Source organism: Salinicola aestuarinus (genome assembly GCF_003206645.1).
GTDB classification, from domain to species: domain Bacteria; phylum Pseudomonadota; class Gammaproteobacteria; order Pseudomonadales; family Halomonadaceae; genus Salinicola; species Salinicola aestuarinus.
The window spans coordinates 205-18,370 of sequence record NZ_PZJP01000002.1; the positions used below are offsets into that span (position 1 = coordinate 205).

The window sequence follows — 18,166 nt, forward strand, 5'->3', positions numbered from 1 at the left end:
GTTCTTGATCTCGGCTCGGGTGCCGAAGGCTTCCTGACCCTTGGGGCGAACGGAGACGTTGACGTCGCAACGCATCGAGCCTTCGGCCATGTTGCCGTCGGAAATCCCCAGATAGGTGACGATAGCGTGGATCGCGCGGATGTAGGCGACCGCTTCTCTGGCTGAGCGCATGTCGGGTTCGGAGACGATCTCCAAAAGCGGCGTGCCGGCGCGGTTGAGGTCGATCCCGCTCATGCCGTGAAAGTCTTCGTGCAGTGACTTGCCGGCGTCCTCTTCCAGATGCGCGTGGTGAATGCGCACGGTCTTGCGCTCGGTCTCATCGAGTACCAGCTCCACCTCACCCTTGCCGATGATGGGTTGGTCCATCTGGCTGGTCTGATAGCCCTTGGGCAGATCGGGGTAGAAGTAGTTCTTGCGTTCGAACAGCGAGGTCTCGGGAATCTCGGCGTCGATGGCGAGGCCGAACTGCACCGCCATGGCGACCGCGCCCTCGTTGAGCACCGGCAGCACGCCCGGCAGGCCGAGATCGACGGCACACGCCTGCGTGTTGGGCTCGGCGCCGAAAGCGGTGGAGGCCCCGGAGAAGATTTTCGACTGGGTCGCGAGCTGAACGTGGACTTCCAGCCCGATGACGGTTTCCCACTGCATTAGGTTGTCTCCTGATCGGCCGGGTGGCGGCGGTGCCAGTCCGTCGCCTGCTGGAACTGATGCGCCACGTTGAGAAGCTGTCCCTCAGCGAAGTGCTGGCCGAGAATCTGCAGCCCCACCGGGCGCTTGCCGGCGAAACCGGCAGGCACGCTGATTCCCGGGATGCCGGCCAGATTGACGGCGATGGTGTAGATGTCCTGCAGGTACATCGACACCGGGTCTTTCTTGGCGCCCAGATCAAAGGCGGGCGTCGGGGCGGCGGGGCCCATCAGCACATCGACCTGATCGAAGGCGTCGAGGAAGTCCTGACGGATCAGGCGGCGAACCTGCTGTGCCTTGCGGTAGTAGGCGTCGAAGAAGCCTTCCGACAGCGTGTGCGTGCCGATCAGGATGCGGCGCTTGACCTCGTCGCCGAAGCCCTCGGCGCGGGTGCGCTTGTAGAGATCCTCGAGATCGGCGGGATTGTGGCAGCGGTGGCCGAACCGCACGCCGTCATAGCGCGAGAGGTTGGACGACGCTTCTGCCGGGGCAATGACGTAGTAGGCCGGCACGGCCAGGTGCGTGTGCGGCAGGCTGACCTCGCACACCGTCGCGCCGAGGGATTCGTAGACGCGAATCGCTTCCTGGATCGCGCTCTCAACGTCGCTGTCGAGACCGTCACCGAAGTACTCCCGGGGCAGGCCGATCTTGAGCCCGGCCAGCGGCGTGTCGAGCTCGCCGACGTAGTCCGGCACCACCCGGGAGACGCTGGTGGAGTCGCGCAGGTCGTGACCCGCCATGGCGCCGAGCAGGTGGGCGCAGTCCTCGGCGCTGCGCGCCATCGGGCCGCCCTGGTCGAGACTGGAGGCGAAGGCGATCATGCCGTAGCGGGAGACGCGGCCGTAGGTCGGCTTGAGACCGGTGATGCCGCAGAAAGCCGCCGGCTGACGGATCGAGCCGCCGGTGTCGGTACCCATGGCGGCCGGGGCCAGTCCTGCAGCGACGGCAGCGGCGCTACCGCCGGAGGAGCCACCGGGAATGGCGCTGCGATCCCACGGGTTCTTCACCGCGCCGTAGTAGCTCGTCTCGTTCGACGAGCCCATGGCGAACTCGTCCATGTTGGTCTTGCCAAGGCTGATCATGCCGGCGGCTTCGAGCTTCTCGACCACGGTCGCGTTATAGGGCGCCTCGAAGTTGTCGAGCATCTTCGAGCCGCAGCTGGTGCGCACACCCTGGGTGCAGAAGATATCCTTGATTGCCAGCGGCAGGCCGGCCAGCGGGCGGCTGTCACCCTTGGCACGCGCGGCGTCGGCCGCGTCGGCGGCCGTCAGCGCCTGGTCTCGCGTGACGGTGATGAAGCTATTGATGTCGCCGTCGAAGCGCTCGATGCGCTCGAACAGATGGGTCGTCAGCTCTCGGCTGGAAAATTCGCCGGCCTTGAGCCCCTTCGCGAGCTCCGTGAGCGTCTTGTGGTGCATGGGGTCGAAGTTCCCTATTGGGTGGTCCTGATCGCACGCGGCGGTGCAGTACGCATCGGGATTAACGAAGTCGTCGCGCCACGCCTCGGCGGGAATGCGACAACGCGCGTCATCTAATAAAGGTCGTCACTCGACGACGCGAGGCACCAGATAGAGGCCGTCGGTGGTCGCCGGCGCGCAGGCCTGGAACGTCTCGCGCTGGTTGGACTCGGTCACTTCGTCCGGACGCAGGCGCTGCGTGGTGTCCAGCGGATGCGACAGCGGCGCTACGCCGTCGGTATCGACCGCCTGGAGCCGATCCACCATCTCCAGAATGTGCGTCAGATCATCCACGTAGCCGTGAGCTTCGGCGTCGTCCTTCAAGCCCAGGCGGGCAAGATGGGCCGCGCGCAGCACATCCGCGTGTTCGATTGCCATCAGGGATTCCTCATTCGAAAAGCGCATCCATTCGAAAAGCGCGTCTACTGAAAAACAGGGGTCGATACGTTCACCGGAAAGCGCGATGAAATGTCGAACCGGGACCTCGTAAAATGGCGGCAAGACTACCATAATCTCGCCGCTGCTGGCAGGCGCGAGCTTGCTGGTTACCCCCCGCGGTGATACCGTTTGCCTCCGCACAGGGTTCCGGTCTGGACTAGGTAAAAGTTTCCATGTTTAAACGTTTACGGGGGCTGTTCTCCAGCGATCTGTCGATCGATCTGGGAACCGCCAACACGCTGATTTACGTCCGCGGCCGGGGTATCGTCCTGGACGAGCCTTCCGTTGTGGCCATTCGCCAATCCGGCAACATGCGCAGCGTTGCTGCCGTGGGCCTGGATGCCAAGCGGATGCTCGGGCGCACGCCCGGTAACATTACCGCCATCCGTCCGATGAAGGATGGCGTGATTGCCGATTTTACCGTTACCGAGCAGATGCTCCAGCACTTCATCCGCAAGGTGCATCAGAGCACTTTCCTCACGCCGAGTCCGCGTGTTCTGGTCTGCGTTCCCTGCATGTCCACGCAGGTCGAGCGCCGCGCGATCAAGGAGTCCGCCGAAGGTGCAGGCGCCCGCGATGTCTATCTGATCGAGGAGCCGATGGCGGCTGCGATCGGCGCCGGGCTGCCGGTGGAAGAGGCACAGGGCTCGATGGTGGTCGACATCGGTGGGGGAACCACCGAGATCGCGATCATCTCGCTCAACGGTGTCGTCTACTCCGAGTCCGTTCGCATCGGCGGCGACCGCTTTGACGAAGCGATCACTTCCTACGTTCGCCGTCACTACGGCAGCCTGATCGGCGAGGCCACGGCCGAGCGAATCAAGGAAGAGATCGGGTGTGCCTATCCCGGTGGTGAGCTGCGCGAGATCGATGTGCGCGGCCGCAACCTGGCGGAGGGCATTCCGCGCAGCTTCACGCTCAACTCGCATGAGATTCTCGACGCGCTGCAGGAGCCGCTCGCGGCGATCGTCGCTGCGGTCAAGAGCGCGCTTGAGCAGTCGCCGCCCGAACTCGCCTCCGACATCGCCGAGCGGGGCCTGGTGCTCACCGGCGGCGGCGCGATGCTTCGCGACATCGACAAGCTCATCGCCGAAGAGACCGGCCTGCCGGTCATCATCGCCGAAGACCCGCTGACCTGCGTTGCCCGCGGCGGTGGCAAGGCGCTGGAAATGATCGATCAGCATACCTTCGAACTGCTCTCCAGCGATTGAGGCCATCCGCGCCGCTGCCGCCTATTAGCGGTGGCGGTCGCCGGTAGGTGGGGGTGAGGCCTATCAAACCGCTGTTTTCCTACGGGCCCATGCCGACGTACCGCATTCTGTTGTGTGCGGTATTGGCGTTCGGCCTGATGTTTGCCGAACACCGCTTCAGTGCGGTGGAAGCGGCCCGTTCGCATCTGACGAGTGTCGTCGCGCCCATTCAATGGCTGGTCAGCCTGCCCAGTGAAGGCATGCGCTGGGGCGCCATGGCGGTCTCCGACAAGCAGAGTCTGATCGACGAGAACCAGCGTCTGCGCGAGCAGTTGCTGACGCTCTCCAACCGCGTGCAGCGCATGGCGAGCCTCACCGCCGAGAACGTGCACCTGCGCGAGCTGCTCAATGCGCCCAACCCGGATGACGTCCCCTACATCACGGCGGAACTCCTGTCGCTGGATTCGGATCCTTTTACCCAGCAGATCGTGATCAACCGGGGACGCCGCGACGGCGCCTATATCGGTCAGCCGGTGATGGATGCCTCCGGGTTGATCGGTCAGGTGGTGTCGGTGTCGGCCTATACCAGCCGGGTACTGATGGTCGCCGATGCCAATCATGCCGTGCCAGTCGAGATCAATCGCAACGGATTACGCTTCATTGTCCAGGGCACCGGCCAGCTCGACACCCTCGACGTGACCAGCGTGCCGGCGACGGCGGACATCCGCGAGGGGGACCTGCTGGTGACCTCCGGTCTCGGCGGACGTTTTCCCCGCGGCTATCCGGTGGCTCGTGTCACCACCGTTCAGCGCGAGTCCAGTCAGGCTTTCATGGAGGTCGCCGCCGAACCGGTCGCCCAGCCCGAGCGGTCGCGCTACTTCCTGCTGCTGTTTCCGCCGACGCCGCCGAGCACCGAAGGGCTCGACGGGGCCGAACGGATCGCGCGTCAGGTCGTCTGGCCGGGCGATCCCGCCCATCCGAACAAGGGACAGATCAGCGAAGCCGGTCTGACGGCTGCCCTCAAGGTCCAGGAAGGGAGCGAGTCGCCATGACGATCTTTGGCTATCTGTTCGTCTGGTTCACGCTGCTGTTGGCGCTGTGTCTGCAGGTCATGCCACTGCCGGATGCCTGGCTGGTCTGGCGACCGGACTGGCTGGGCATTCTGCTGGCCTACTGGTGTGTGGCCATACCGCAGCGAGTGGGCGTGATCCACGGTTTCGTGCTGGGGCTCATGCTGGACCTCATCGAAGGCGCGCCGCTGGGACAGAACGCGCTGACCCTGTCGCTGCTCGCCTATCTCTTTCTCCTGCTCTATCAACGCTTTCGGGTCTATTCGATCTGGCAACAGGCCGTGCTGGTCTTCGTGCTGCTGGGTATCGCCCAGCTGCTCGAGCAGTGGCTACGCACGATCTTCGGCCCGGTCTCGGTCAGTCTCGAGTTCCTGATTCCGGCGTTGATCGGCGCGGCACTTTGGCCCTGGCTCTTTACCATGATGCAGGTGCTGCGCCGCCGGCTGGGCATCGGCTAGCGACCAGCGCTCGACTCTCAGAGGTCTTCCATGTCATCGCCCACGATCGCTGCACTGCGTCTGGCTTCCGCCTCGCCTCGCCGGCGCGAGCTGCTCGCCTCCATCGGGCTGAGCGTCGAGGTCGCGCCGGCCGATATCGATGAGTCCCGCCTGAATGACGAGCCACCGGCTCAATTCGTCTCTCGCCTGGCGCGCGAGAAAGCCGAAGCCGGCCACCGAGACGACGGCCTCGTCACTCTGGGGGCGGATACGCTGGTGGTCTGCGACGATCAGGTGTTCGGCAAGCCGATCGATGCCGCCGATGCCCGCCGGATGCTCGAGGCGCTCTCGGGGCGTGCCCACCGGGTGCTCAGCGCAGTGGCGGTGGTCGGCCCCCGGGGAGTGACCGAGTGTCGTGTCGCGACCACGGTTCATCTGCGCGAGATCGGTGAGTCGGAGATTGTCGCCTACTGGGCAACCGGCGAACCGGCCGACAAGGCCGCCGGTTACGCCATTCAGGGTCGGGCGGCGATCTTCGTCGAGCGTCTGGAGGGGAGCTACTCCGCGGTGGTCGGACTGCCGCTTCACGAGACCGCCGAGCTGCTGAGCGCTCAGGGCGTCTCGCTGTGGCCACGGTGACAACCTCACGTTGTCAGTCGTCCCGATCGAGGTGGCGTCGTGCGGCTGGTGAGGCGCCCGCAGGCCTGTGCCATACTCCCGCGATAGCGCTGCGCGCCCAACCACCCGCGATAAGGATGTCTGCATGAGCGGTGAGGTACTGATCAATCTGACGCCAATGGAGACGCGGGTTGCCGTGGTCGAGAATGGCGTGCTTCAGGAGGCGTTCATCGAGCGCAGCCGGCGCCGCGGCATCGTGGGCAATATCTACAAGGGCAAGGTCGCCCGCGTGCTTCCCGGCATGCAGGCGGCCTTCATCGACATCGGGCTGGAGCGGGCGGCGTTCATTCATGTCAACGAGGTGATCGCCCCCGGCACCCACGCCGATGACGCCGGTTCCATCGGTCATCTGCTGCATGCCGGCCAGTCGCTGGTGGTACAGGTCACCAAGGACCCCATCGGCTCCAAGGGCGCCCGGCTCACGACGCATCTGTCGATCCCGTCGCGCTATCTGGTCTACATGCCGGATTCGCCCCACGTGGGGGTCTCGCAGCGTATCGAGGACGCCAGTGAGCGCGAGCGTCTGCGGACGCTGGTCGAGAGCGGTCAGGCCGAGATCGGCGACGATAACCCCGGCGGCTTCATCGTGCGCACTGCCGCCGAAGGCGTGGGGCGGGAGGAGCTTTTCGCCGACATGGTCTTTCTGCAGCGGCTGTGGCAGAAGATCGCCGAGCAGAAGCTCACCGCGGCCGCGCCGAGTCCGATCTACGACGATCTGCCGCTATTTATTCGTACGCTGCGCGACGTGATGCGTGATCAGATCGAGAAGGTGCGCATCGACTCGCGGGAGAACTATTTCCGGCTCAAGGAGTTCGCCCGCGAATTCATGCCGACCCTCGAGTCGTGCATCGAGTACTATCCCGGCGAGCGGCCGATCTTTGATCTCTACAGCGTCGAGGACGAGTTGCAGAAGGCGCTGAGTCGCAAGGTGCAGCTCAAGTCCGGCGGCTATCTGGTGATCGATCAGACCGAGGCGATGACCACCATCGACGTCAATACCGGCGGCTACGTCGGCCATCGCAACCTCGAAGAGACCATCTTCAAGACCAATCTCGAAGCCGCCACGGCGATCGCCCGTCAGCTCCGGCTGCGCAATCTCGGCGGCATCATCATCATCGACTTCATCGACATGGAAGAGCTCGAGCATCAGCGCCAGGTGCTGCGCGTGCTCGAAAAGGCGCTGGAGCGCGATCACGCCAAGAACAAGCTCACCGGTGTGACCGAACTCGGCCTGGTTCAGCTCACCCGCAAGCGCACCCGCGAAAGCCTGGAACAGACGCTCTGCGAGCCGTGCCCGACCTGTCACGGGCGGGGTGCCATGCGCACGCCGGAAACCGTCTGCTACGAGATCTTTCGCGAGATCCTGCGGGAAGAGCGGGCCTACTCGCCGGAGACCTACATGGTGCTGGCCTCGCAATCGGTGGTCGACCGCCTGCTCGACGAGGAGTCGGCCGCCGTGGCCGACCTGGAGTCCTTCATCGGCAAGACCATTCGCTTTCAGGTCGAAGCGCACTACTCGCAGGAACAGTACGACATCGTGCTGATGTGATCCGATGAGCCGTTCGCGCGCGTTTGTCCGCTGGATTCTGACGCCGCTGGCCGTGGTGCTGGTCGTTGCCGCCTGTCTGGTGTCCGCGGTTCGTCTGGTGGCCTGGCAGAGCGATCGCCTCGCCCCCTGGGCCGTCTCCCGGCTGGCCGAGACGCTGGATGCCGAGGGACAGCTCGGCGGCCTGTCGCTCGATCTCGTTCGGTTCAATCCTTCACTTGACATTGACGATCTCACGCTGACGAGCCGACAGGGCCGCCCGCTGCTGGAGATTGGACACCTCGACGCGCGACTCGATGGCATGGAGAGTTGGCGTCAGCGCTCGCCGGTGTTGGCACATGCCAGGCTCCAGGACCTCACGCTCCATCTCTACGCTGATCCGAAGGGCGGCTGGCGCTGGCCTGATGGCGCCGGCGCTGCGTGGTTCGGGGCTGATGAAACCCCGTCCGACGAAGGGGCCCCCGATGTCGACGCCTGGCTGCGCCGGTTGGCGCATCAGCATGCAGAGGTGGCGGGGGTTACGCTCGCGCTGCATTCCGGCGACAGCACCCAACGTCTTCGGCTCGACCGCCTGCAGCTTGCGAGCGCGGGCGGGCGAGTCTCGCTTCAGGCGGCGCTTGCCGACGATGCGGGCAGCCTTCGGCTCGCCGTCGAAAATGCGGATACGCTCGAGCCGACGGCGCGTTTCGCGGCAGAAGCCGCACTCGGACCACTATCGCACTCACTCGCGGCCCTGAGCTCGGTCTATCCCACGGCAGTGACGGCGGCCGAGGGCCGGGTCGAGGTCTCCGGGACCTGGGCAAGCGGGGGACTGCAGCAGGCCCTCGCTTCGGTGGATTTGGCTCGACTCGCGTTGATCGACCGCCCGCGCGATCTCTCGCGCACTCTCACTGATCTGCACCTCGACGCGCAGCTCGACCGCGACGCCGACGGCGCGTGGCAGCTCGCCGTCGACAATGTCGGGCTTTCGAGTCCCGGTCTGGCGTCGGTCGCGTGGCCTCGGCATTTGCAGGCGCGGTCGACGGCGGATGGTTGGCGTCTGCGCACGCCCCCGTTCGCGCTCGATGGCCTGACGGGGTATCTCGCGCTGCTGCCGATGTCGGCGGAGCTGTCCGAGACGCTGGTGGGGCTGGCGCCGACGGGACACGTCGCTGGCCTCGAGGTCGGGCGCAGCCAGGGCGAGTGGTATGCCCAGAGCGCGCTCGAGGGCGTATCCGTTTCGCCGTGGGATGACATTCCCGGTGGCGGGCCGGTCGATGCCTGGGCGACCGTCCGCGGACGTAGCGGCAGCGTCACCTTTGCCGCCGGGGAAGACGCCAACTTCGCGATCCCCTCTGTCTACGCCGACCCGCTCGATCTGACCGCGGCCAGCGGCACCATCGACTGGGCGCTCACTGCCCGTGGTGCGGTGCTCAGCGGCGAGCGACTGAAGGCGAAGTGGCGGGGGGCCACCGCCTCCGGCCGGTTCGGCCTCACGACTTACGATCAGGAGAAGAAACCCGGTCACCTGCGGCTCGAACTCGATTTCGGCGGCGCTGACGCCCGCGGCTCTCGACTCCTCTCGTGGCTGCCCACCCGGGTCATCGATGATCCCGACCTGCGCGAGTGGCTAGGCGGCGACATCGGCGGCATTGTCGAACGGGGGGCGCTGCGGCTTTCGCTGACGCTGACGGACAAGGAGGCGCCGGATGGGCAGATGTTCGTCAATCCGGAGGATAGCCTGTCGCTGTCGCTCGACGTTGCCGACGGCCGGCTGCAGTACGACCCCGAATGGCCGGCGCTCGAGCGGGTCTATGGCCATCTCGACATGCATGACATGAACCTTGAGGGGCGCGTCACGCACGCCACCAGTCACGGTCTGACCACGCGTAACGCCAGCGTGACCCTCGAGAACGAGCGGCTCGCCGTCGAGGGCGACATCCAGGGCAGCAGTCGTGGGCTGCTGGAGTTTCTCGGCAACGCGCCAATCGAAGGCGCCGCCGACACCTTCGGCCTGTGGCAAAGCGAGGGGGAGGTCGATGCCCGACTGCAGCTTAGCCTGCCGATGGACGATGAGAGCGACCCGGAAACCGACCTGCAGGTGACGGTCGAAGCCGATGCGGACATCCAGACACTGACCTTTCCGGAAGTGCTGCTGACGCTCAGCGATATCGATGGCGCGCTGCGCTACCGACGCCTGGACGGTAACGACTTCATCGATGGCAAGCTCGGCGCTCGGGCGTTCGAGGGGCCGCTGCTCGCCGACTTCAATATCGGCGGTGCGGTTCAGGGGCCGGCGGGCATCTCGCTGAGTGGCCGTGCCCGAGGTGCCGGCCTGCTCGACTGGGCCGGAGTCTCGGGTATCGGTGGTCTCATAGAGGGTGCATTTCCCTATCACGGGCAGATTGCCTTCGACGCCGACGACAACGCGAGTTTCCGCTTGCGCAGCGATCTGGCGGGATTGGCGATTCAGCTGCCGCCGCCGTTCGGCAAGAGCGCCGATCACGAGGCACCACTCGCCATTGATGCCGACATCGCGGCCGGCACTGGGCAGGTGACGCTCGACGATGCCGGCCGGGCGCGCTGGCGGACGCTTGGCGATCAGGTGCAGGGTCAGGTGTGGCTCGAGGGCTGGCCCGGGGAGCGCGCCGCCTGGCCGAGTGAGCCGGGTTGGTACGTGCTGTGGCGGCCCGACCGACTGGATACCCAGCGCTGGGTCAACGCGCTGACCGAGCTGAGTGCGTCAGAGACGACGTCGACCGAGGGCGGCGTGCCGACCTCGATCGACGAGGCGCTGGAGACCGAGGTACCCAAGCCCGTGGATGACGGTGGCGGGCTGAAGCGCGTGGCTATCGCCACCCCCTGCGTGCTGGTAGACGATCGCTGCCTTGGCGGACTGCAGGCCGACGCCTCGCCGCTCGCCGATGGCTGGCAGCTGTCGCTCGGCGGCGGCATCGTTGAAGGGCGGGCGAGCTGGCAACCCAAGGCCGCGGTGCCGGTGGACATCGACCTGGCGCGACTCAATCTCGATGCGCTGACCCCCGACACCGGCGAGGCCGAGGGCGAAGCGGCGGGGGCGACGCTATTGGACCGAATCGAGGTGGCTCCCCGCCCCCTTGCGATGCCCGATGGGCTCGATCAGGTGCCCGCCGGCCATGTGCGCATCAATGAGTTCGCGCGCCAGGGAGAACGGTTCGGGCCGCTGGAAGCGCGGTGGCGAGTCGAGGGGGATCAGCTGACGTTATCGCCCTTTAGCCTGCAGCTTGGTGAGATCGAGGCCCGGGGGTCGCTCGCCTGGGAGGGTGCCGGTGAGGCGAGCCTGACCCGGGCAGACGTGGAGGCATCGGGGGGTAACCTCGCGACGGCGTTCCGCGCGCTCGGGGCGCCGGCGCCGATCACGAGTGACAGTGCCCAGTCGAGTGCTCAGCTCTCCTGGCCGGGGGCGCCATGGCAATTTGCACTCCCGCGAGCGAGTGGTCGCGCTCGGGTCGATCTCGGCGACGGTCGGCTGCGCCAGCTCCACTCGCCGTCGGCCAAGCTGGTAGGGCTTTTCAATCTCGACAACATCCTGCGTCGGCTGCAGCTCGATTTTTCCGACGTGACCGACGGGGGTACGGCTTTCAATCGGTTGCACGGGAGCGCTACGCTGTACAACGGCGTGCTCGAAACCCAGGGGCCGCTGGTCATCGACGGCGCGTCGACCCGATTCACGCTGGCGGGCAGCGTCGATCTCAATCGCCAGCGAATCGATCAGCGGCTGGGTATCACGGTTCCCGTCAGTCAGAACCTGCCGCTGGTTGCGGTCCTGGCGGGCGCCCCGCAAATCGGCGCGGGACTGTTTCTCTTTCATCAGCTGTTCGGCCAGTGGGTCGATAGCGCCACGCAGATCTATTACCGCGTCGAAGGGCCGCTGGCCGAGCCGAACATTTATCTGGAGAGCGCCGAGTGAGCCAGCCGTGACGGCGATCTCACTTGGCGTTCGCAACGTCTTCAAACATCGGGAATGTGCGCAATGACAGTCGTGCAGAGCAACTCCTTCGAACAGGCGTCGGCACAGCTGCTGGCGCCGGGCGGGCTGGACATGGCTTCGCTCGAGACGGGCCTTAGCCACGCCATGGGAGCGGGTATCGATTACGCCGATCTCTTCTTCCAGCGCACCTGGCACGAGATGTGGGTGCTGGAGGATGGCGAGGTCAAGGATGCCAGCTACAGCATCGACGGCGGCGTGGGTGTGCGCTCACTCTCCGGCGAGAAGACCGGCTTCGCCTACTCCAATCAGATCAACCCCGAGGCGCTGGTGGAAACCGGACGCACGGCGTGCGCGATCGCGCGCAGCGGCGAGCGGCATCAGCCGGCGAAGATCCAGCCGGTCACGGCGGCGACACGCTATGCGGGGATCGATCCGCTGAGCGGGCTCTCCGCCGAAGAGAAGATCGCGATGCTCAAGCAGGCCGACCGTGTCGCACGCGCGGCGGACCCGGCGGTGGTTCAGGTCAGCGCGTCGTTGACCGGCGTGCATGAGGTGGTGCTGGTCTGCGCGACCGACGGAACGCTGGCGACCGACGTTCGCCCCCTGGTGCGGCTGAACGTCAGCGTCATCGTGGCCCGCGACGGCAAGCGTGAGCGGGGCAGCGCCGGCGGTGGCGGTCGCTATGCCATGAGCCGACTGCGGGATGAGGGTGTGGCCGAGCACTATGCTCGCGACGCCGTGCGCCAGGCGCTGGTCAACCTCAAGGCGGTCGATGCGCCGGCGGGGCAGATGCCGATCGTGCTGGGCAACGGCTGGCCCGGCATCCTGCTTCACGAGGCGGTCGGTCATGGCCTCGAGGGAGATTTCAATCGCAAGGGAAGCTCGTCCTTTGCGGGACGCCTTGGCGAGCAGGTCGCCTCCCGTGGCGTGACCGTGGTCGATGATGCCACGCTCACGGACTGTCGCGGCTCGCTCAGCGTCGACGATGAAGGTACGCCGGGGCAGTGCACGCCGCTGATCGAAGACGGCATTCTCACCGGGTACATGCAGGACAAGCTCAACGCGCGACTGATGGGCATGCAGCCGACCGGTAACGCGCGCCGCGAATCCTACGCCCACGTCACCATGCCGCGCATGACCAATACCTGCATGCTGGCGGGTAACGACGACCCCGGCGAGATCGTCGCGAGCGTCAAGCGCGGCATCTATGCCGTCAGCTTTGGCGGCGGGCAGGTCGACATCACCTCGGGCAAGTTCGTTTTCTCCGCCTCGGAAGCGTATCTGATCGAGGACGGCAAGATCACAGCGCCGGTGAAAGGCGCGACGCTGATCGGGAACGGCCCCGAGGCGATGTCGCGTGTGTCGATGATCGGGAACGACATGGCGCTGGATACCGGCATCGGTATCTGCGGCAAGGAGGGGCAGGGCGTGCCGGTGGGTGTCGGCCAGCCGACGCTCAAGCTCGACGAGATCACCGTGGGTGGCACGGCGTCTTGAACGACGAGCGTCGCCTGACCGAGGGGCAAGCCGCGGGGGACGCCAGCATCGACGATCCCGCCGGTAGCGGCCGCCTCTCGACACGGGACAGCGCCGGTATCAGAGCCCGACGGTGTCCCGAATGAGCTGGAACAGTTTGCGCGCGCTGGCCGGGGGTTTGCCGCGCTGGCGCTCGCTGCGCGCATTGCGGATCAGCTGGCGGAGCGTCTGGCGGTCGACGTCAGGATGGGCATCGATGAACGGCTCCAGCGCGTCGTCGTCATCGATCAGGGCATCGCGAGTCTTCTCGAGTCGTTGGAAGGCCGCGTTGCGGTGGTTCTGTTCCTGGTCCATCGCCTCGAAGGCGGCACGGATCGCGGCGCGATCCTCCTTGCGCATTACCTTGCCGACGTACTGCATGTGGCGTCGGCGGCCCTCGTGGGAGCGGATGCGCGACGTCTCTTCGACCGCGTCGATCATGTCGTCCGATAGCGGCAGGCGCGCGCGGACTGCGGGATCGAGCGCGATGATCCGCTCGCCCAGCGCCTGGAGCTCCTGCATTTCCTGCTTGCGCTGGGTCTTGCTGAGAGGCGCGTCGTCGTCTTCGAAATTCATCTCTTTACCATTCACCGCGAGTGAGGCCGGCAGTATATCAGCCTGCGCCGTGCCACCCAGCCTTGGAGGTCGAAAGGCCCTCGCGATGTCACCGGATCTTTCTGGGAGTCTTTGATGAGTCAAACCTTTGATGCCGTGGAGCAGCAGACGCGCCTGGAAGAGCGGGCAACGGCCGCACTGGCGCTGGCCAAGCGCCTGGGCGCCGACGCCTGCGAAGTGGGCGCCAGCGTAGATCAGGGAATCGGGGTCGGCGTTCGTCTCGGCGAGACCGAGTCGATCGAGCTCTCCCGCGATCAGGGAATCGGCGTGACGGTCTACGTGGGCCAGCGCAAGGGCAGTGCCTCGACCTCCGACGAGAGCGATGCGTCGATTCGCGCAGCGGTGGAGAAGGCCGTATCGATCGCCCGCTATACCGGCGAGGATGCAGCCGCGGGGCTTGCCGACGCCGCCGAGATGGCGACGGCGCTACCGGATCTCGATCTGCATCACCCCTGGGCGCTTTCCACCGACGAGGCGGTCGAGCTGGCGCTCCGTTGCGAAGCGGCGGGACGCGACTGTGAAGGCATCACCAATAGTGAGGGGGCCAATCTCTCCTCTTCCGAGGTGGTGAGCGTCTATGCCAACAGCCATGGCTTTCTCGGTAGTAAACGCGGCACCCGCCACTCGCTGTCGTGCCTGTTGATCGCCGGCAGCGGCGACCACATGCAGCGTGACCACGACTACACCACGGCGCGCCGCGCCGATGCGCTGGAGAGCCCGGAGACGATTGGCCGCCGTGCCGCCGAGCGTACCCTGAAGCGCCTCGGCGGCGAGTGCCCCAAGACCGGCCGCTTCCCGGTGCTGTTCTCGCCGGAGATGGCGCGCTCTCTGGTGGGCAACCTGCTGTCGAGCATTGCGGGAGGTGCGCTCTACCGGGAGTCATCATTCCTCTGCGACCGGCTGGGCGACACGCTCTTCCCCGAGTGGTTTTCGCTGGGCGAGCGACCCCAGGAGCGCGGCGGCCTCGCGAGCTCAGCCTTCGACGGCGACGGTGTCGCCACCCGCGACAATGTGTTCATCGATCAGGGCCGGCTGGCGAGCTACATGCTCTCCGCCTACAGCGCCCGGCGGCTGGGGTTGTCGACGACCGGCAACGCCGGCGGCGCGCGCAACCTGCGTATTCAGGCGCCGACGACGCCGCTCGATGCGCTGATGCGCCAGATGGGTACCGGCGTGCTGGTGACGGAGATGATGGGGCAGGGGCTCAACCCGGTGACGGGCGACTACTCGCGTGGCGCGGCGGGCTTCTGGGTCGAGAATGGAGAAATCTCGCATCCGGTCGAGGAGTTTACCGTTGCCGGCAATCTCGAGAGTCTCTTCTCGGGGTTGGTGGGCGTCGGCGACGACATCGATCGTCGCAGCAGCACCCAGACCGGTAGCTGGTTGATCGACTCGATGACGATCGCCGGGCAGTAGACTGCCGGCACCGCGCCGTCATTGAGGCGGGGCGGCCAGCCGCGTCGAGACAGAGAACCGCGACAGCGTCGCGGTTCTTGTCGTTTGGGCGTCAGGCGGATCCAGCGGCCAACGTCACGCGGTTAGCGTTTGGCGTAGGTGATCTCGGTCTTGCCGTGCGGGGCGGGCTGGCCGTCGTCGCCAATATTGACGAAGACCATGCGGTCGATGGTGAGAATGCTCTTGCGGGTGATCTTGTTGCGAACGTGACATTCGAGCGAGATCGAGGTCGTGCCGAAGTGCGTCGCGGTGATCCCGAGCTCTATGATGTCGCCCTGAACCGCGCTGGAGACGAAGTTGATCTCCGAAATGTACTTGGTTACCACGCGAGCGTTGCCGAGCTGAACGATGGCATAGATCGCCGCTTCTTCGTCGATCCAGCGCAGCAGACTCCCGCCGAAGAGCGACCCGTTGGGGTTGAGATCCTCGGGCTTGATCCATTTGCGAGTATGAAAATTCATGCTGGCCTCCGTCAGCGCGGGTCGTGAGCATCGCTTGATCAGCGGCTACAGGTAGAACACGGTCGCCAGTCCCAGAAAGGCGACGAAGCCGACCACGTCGGTAATGGTCGTCAGCAGAACGCCGCCGGAGAGTGCGGGATCGATCTTGAGCCGCTTGAGCAGGACGGGGATCAGCGTGCCGGCGAGTGTCGCGACGGTCAGATTGATCACCATCGCCATGGCGATGATCTGGCCAAGCCGAATGTCGTCGAACCGGAAGACCGACATCGCGCCCACCACGACCGCCCAGATCATGCCGTTGGTCAGGCCGACGAGTAGCTCTCTGACCAGCAGCCAGCGGACATTGGCGCCGGAGACGTGGCCTAGTGCGATGCCGCGAATGAGCACCGTCAGTGTCTGCGAGCCCGCGATACCGCCCATGCTGGAGACAATCGGCATCAGTACGGCGAGCGCCGCGATCTGCTGGATGGTGTCTTCGAAGAAGCCGATGGCGATCGAGACAATGGTGGCGGCCACCAGATTGATGCCCAGCCATACGGCACGGCGGCGGCTGGTGCGCAGTGCCGGGGCGAAGGTGTCTTCGTCTTCGTCGAGACCGGCCCGACTCATGACCTGGTGCTCGGCATCCTCGCGGATGACGTCGACCACATCATCGATGGTGATGCGGCCCAGCAGTTTGCTGTCCAGACCCACCACGGGCGCCGAAATCAGATCGTGCTTCTGGAACAGCGTTGCCACATCGGTATCGGTGGCAGTGGCCTGTATGGCGTGGAAGTCGGTCTCCATCACTTCGCGCACCAGCATCGAGAGATCCGACACCAGCAGACGATTGAGTGAGAGAGTGCCGATCAGCTCGTCGCGGCGGGTCACTACCAGCAGGTTGTCGGTGGCATCCGGGAGGCGCTCGTGACGGCGGAGATAGCGCATCACGACATCGAGGGTGATGTCCGGACGGATGGTGACGGCGTCCGGGTTCATGAGTCCGCCGGCGGTATCCTCGGGGTAGGAGAGAACTTCCTCGACACGGTGGCGCTCCTGCGCCTCCATCGACTGAAGCACTTCCTGAATCACGGTGTTCGGTAGCTGCTGGAGGAGGTCGGCGAGATCGTCGACGTCGAGTCCTTCGGTGGCGGTGAGCAGCTGCTCGGCGTCCATCCGGTTGAGGAACTCGATCTGGACGTCGTCGTTGAGGTACTGCAGCACGTCGCCGTGCAGCTCGGGGTCCAAGAGGCCCCAGAGAATCTCGCGCTCCTTGGGCGGCGACGATTCGAGCAGATGGGCGACGTCCACCGGCGCGAGGCCCCGGTTGAGCAGGCGCCGGGCCTGGTCCAGGGCACCGCTCTCCAAGGCTTCATTGAGCTTGGCCAGCCGTGGCTTCAGCTTTTGCGGGTTGCGGCTCATCCTGTCGTCATCCTTGAACGGCTGGCTGGGCCTGCATTCTACCATCGCCGGGATAAATGACGAGGATCAAAAACAGTGTTCAAAAATGCCGCTAGGGATCACTCGTCTTCGTGGAAACGCGCCTCGAAAAGCGATTCGATCGCCCGCATCGCGTCGTTGGCATCGTTGCCCTCGGTGACGATGGTCAGCGGTGTGCCGCAGGGGGCCGCGAGCATCAGCAGCGACATGATGTTGGCGGCATCTGCCATTCGCTCACCGTGATACACGGCGACACTGGCATCAAAAGGCTGACAGCACTGCACGAGTTTGGTGGCGGCGCGGGCATGAAGGCCGCGGCGATTGGTCAGGCAAAGTTCACGCGTCGGCATCGCGCGTCCGGGGGGCTACGGAATGGTCGAGAGCGGTGTGGATACCGAGTTCGCGGTGACGCAGGCGAATGTCCACGCCGGTATGCTCGAAGTGACGGGCCAGGCGCTCAATGAGATAGACCGAACGGTGGTGGCCCCCGGTGCAGCCGATGGCAACCGTGAGATAGCTACGATGACTGGCGAGGTAGGAGGGGAGCCAGCGCGTCAACCAGGCGTTGATATCTTCGGCCATGGCGTGGACGTCCGGGTAGCCCTCGAGAAACTCGACGATCTGCACGTCGCGCCCGTCGTAAGGGCGCAGGCTCGGGTCCCAGAAGGGATTGGGCAGGCAGCGCACATCGAACACCATGTCGGCGTCCAGCGGCACACCGCGCTTGAAGCCGAAGGACTCGAAAGTCAGCGTCAGTCGCCCCCCGGCATGCTTGGCCACCTGCTCCGAAATTCGGCCGCGCAGATCATGCACCGAAAGTCCCTGGGTATCGATGACCAGGTCGGCGACGCGGCGAATGGGCGCGAGATAGTCCTGCTCGCTGTCGATCGCCTCGGCCAGCGTCATGTCGTTACCGCGGGTCAGCGGATGTCGCCGCCGCGTTGCCGAATAACGTTCGAGCAGTACCTTGGCATCGGCGGTCAGGTAGACGACCTGCGAGTCGATATCGCGCTGGCGAACGGCTTCCAGCAGCACGGGGAAGCGCTCCAGCGATTCCGGCAGATTGCGGGCGTCGATACTGACCGCGACGTTGGGGCGCGACGGGGGGGCGGTTCGAAGCTCGTCGATTAGCGGAGCCAACAGATTGGCCGGGAGATTGTCGATGGCGTAGTAGCCGAGATCCTCCAGTGCCTGAAGGGCGATGGACTTCCCCGAGCCAGAGCGACCGCTGATGATGACGAGTTGCATG

At 65.5% G+C, this 18,166-nt stretch carries 16 protein-coding genes; 8 read left to right on the forward strand and 8 right to left on the reverse strand.

The window, feature by feature from the left end:
- From gatB to gatC, 3 genes are all read right to left on the reverse strand, one after another.
- The coding region (gene gatB / locus DOM41_RS02175; RefSeq protein WP_425353266.1) for an Asp-tRNA(Asn)/Glu-tRNA(Gln) amidotransferase subunit GatB at positions 1 to 648 on the reverse strand (648 nt) is incomplete at its 3' end.
- A complete protein-coding gene (gene gatA / locus DOM41_RS02180; protein WP_110685222.1) occupies positions 648 to 2,105 on the reverse strand; it encodes an Asp-tRNA(Asn)/Glu-tRNA(Gln) amidotransferase subunit GatA in 1,458 nt (485 codons plus the stop codon). The genes gatB and gatA, both read right to left, overlap by 1 nt.
- 126 nt (positions 2,106 to 2,231) lie before the next feature.
- On the reverse strand, positions 2,232 to 2,522 hold the full coding sequence (gene gatC, locus DOM41_RS02185) for an Asp-tRNA(Asn)/Glu-tRNA(Gln) amidotransferase subunit GatC (protein WP_110685223.1): 291 nt from the start codon (positions 2,520 to 2,522) through the stop codon (positions 2,232 to 2,234).
- A gap of 233 nt (positions 2,523 to 2,755) precedes the next feature.
- Here gatC and DOM41_RS02190 point away from each other — a divergent pair, with 233 nt between their 5' ends.
- From DOM41_RS02190 to tldD, 7 genes are all read left to right on the forward strand, one after another.
- Positions 2,756 to 3,793 (forward strand): rod shape-determining protein, encoded by a 1,038-nt coding sequence (locus DOM41_RS02190; RefSeq protein ID WP_110668224.1) that lies wholly within the window; start codon positions 2,756 to 2,758, stop codon positions 3,791 to 3,793.
- Positions 3,794 to 3,846: 53 nt separating this feature from the next.
- The gene (gene mreC / locus DOM41_RS02195) at positions 3,847 to 4,824 is read left to right on the forward strand and encodes a rod shape-determining protein MreC (protein ID WP_280951202.1); all 978 of its coding nucleotides are present in this window, start codon (positions 3,847 to 3,849) and stop codon (positions 4,822 to 4,824) included.
- Positions 4,821 to 5,300 carry a rod shape-determining protein MreD gene (gene mreD / locus DOM41_RS02200; RefSeq protein ID WP_110685225.1) on the forward strand — a complete coding sequence of 160 codons (480 nt, stop codon included), beginning with the start codon at positions 4,821 to 4,823 and terminating at the stop codon, positions 5,298 to 5,300. The genes mreC and mreD overlap by 4 nt, the downstream gene beginning before the upstream one ends.
- Before the next feature lie 30 nt (positions 5,301 to 5,330).
- Entirely contained in the window at positions 5,331 to 5,918 is a 588-nt protein-coding gene (locus DOM41_RS02205) for a Maf family protein (protein WP_110685226.1), read from the forward strand.
- A gap of 124 nt (positions 5,919 to 6,042) precedes the next feature.
- Positions 6,043 to 7,506 (forward strand): ribonuclease G, encoded by a 1,464-nt coding sequence (rng, locus tag DOM41_RS02210; protein ID WP_110685227.1) that lies wholly within the window; start codon positions 6,043 to 6,045, stop codon positions 7,504 to 7,506.
- A 4-nt stretch (positions 7,507 to 7,510) separates the two neighbouring features.
- Entirely contained in the window at positions 7,511 to 11,431 is a 3,921-nt protein-coding gene (locus DOM41_RS02215; RefSeq protein WP_110685228.1) for a YhdP family phospholipid transporter, read from the forward strand.
- Positions 11,432 to 11,494: 63 nt separating this feature from the next.
- On the forward strand, positions 11,495 to 12,949 hold the full coding sequence (tldD, locus tag DOM41_RS02220; RefSeq protein WP_110685229.1) for a metalloprotease TldD: 1,455 nt from the start codon (positions 11,495 to 11,497) through the stop codon (positions 12,947 to 12,949).
- Positions 12,950 to 13,048: 99 nt separating this feature from the next.
- Here tldD and yjgA read toward each other — a convergent pair whose 3' ends face one another.
- Entirely contained in the window at positions 13,049 to 13,543 is a 495-nt protein-coding gene (gene yjgA / locus DOM41_RS02225) for a ribosome biogenesis factor YjgA (protein ID WP_110685230.1), read from the reverse strand.
- A 114-nt stretch (positions 13,544 to 13,657) separates the two neighbouring features.
- Between yjgA and pmbA the strand changes: the two genes are divergently transcribed.
- Positions 13,658 to 14,998, forward strand: coding sequence for a metalloprotease PmbA (pmbA, locus tag DOM41_RS02230; RefSeq protein ID WP_110685231.1), 1,341 nt, complete (start codon positions 13,658 to 13,660; stop codon positions 14,996 to 14,998).
- A gap of 122 nt (positions 14,999 to 15,120) precedes the next feature.
- Here pmbA and DOM41_RS02235 read toward each other — a convergent pair whose 3' ends face one another.
- The 4 genes from DOM41_RS02235 to rapZ all read right to left on the reverse strand — a co-directional run bounded on the left by DOM41_RS02235 (position 15,121) and on the right by rapZ (position 18,165).
- Positions 15,121 to 15,498: an acyl-CoA thioesterase gene (locus DOM41_RS02235; RefSeq protein WP_110685232.1), complete on the reverse strand. Its 378-nt coding sequence runs from the start codon at positions 15,496 to 15,498 to the stop codon at positions 15,121 to 15,123.
- A 45-nt stretch (positions 15,499 to 15,543) separates the two neighbouring features.
- Positions 15,544 to 16,899 (reverse strand): magnesium transporter, encoded by a 1,356-nt coding sequence (gene mgtE, locus DOM41_RS02240; RefSeq protein WP_110685233.1) that lies wholly within the window; start codon positions 16,897 to 16,899, stop codon positions 15,544 to 15,546.
- A gap of 98 nt (positions 16,900 to 16,997) precedes the next feature.
- Positions 16,998 to 17,267, reverse strand: a complete 270-nt coding sequence (locus tag DOM41_RS02245; RefSeq protein WP_110685234.1) for an HPr family phosphocarrier protein — start codon at positions 17,265 to 17,267, stop codon at positions 16,998 to 17,000.
- Complete coding sequence (gene rapZ / locus DOM41_RS02250; RefSeq protein ID WP_110685235.1) at positions 17,254 to 18,165, reverse strand: RNase adapter RapZ; 912 nt, start codon at positions 18,163 to 18,165, stop codon at positions 17,254 to 17,256. The genes DOM41_RS02245 and rapZ overlap by 14 nt, the downstream gene beginning before the upstream one ends.
- Between the last annotated feature and the right edge of the window lies 1 nt (position 18,166).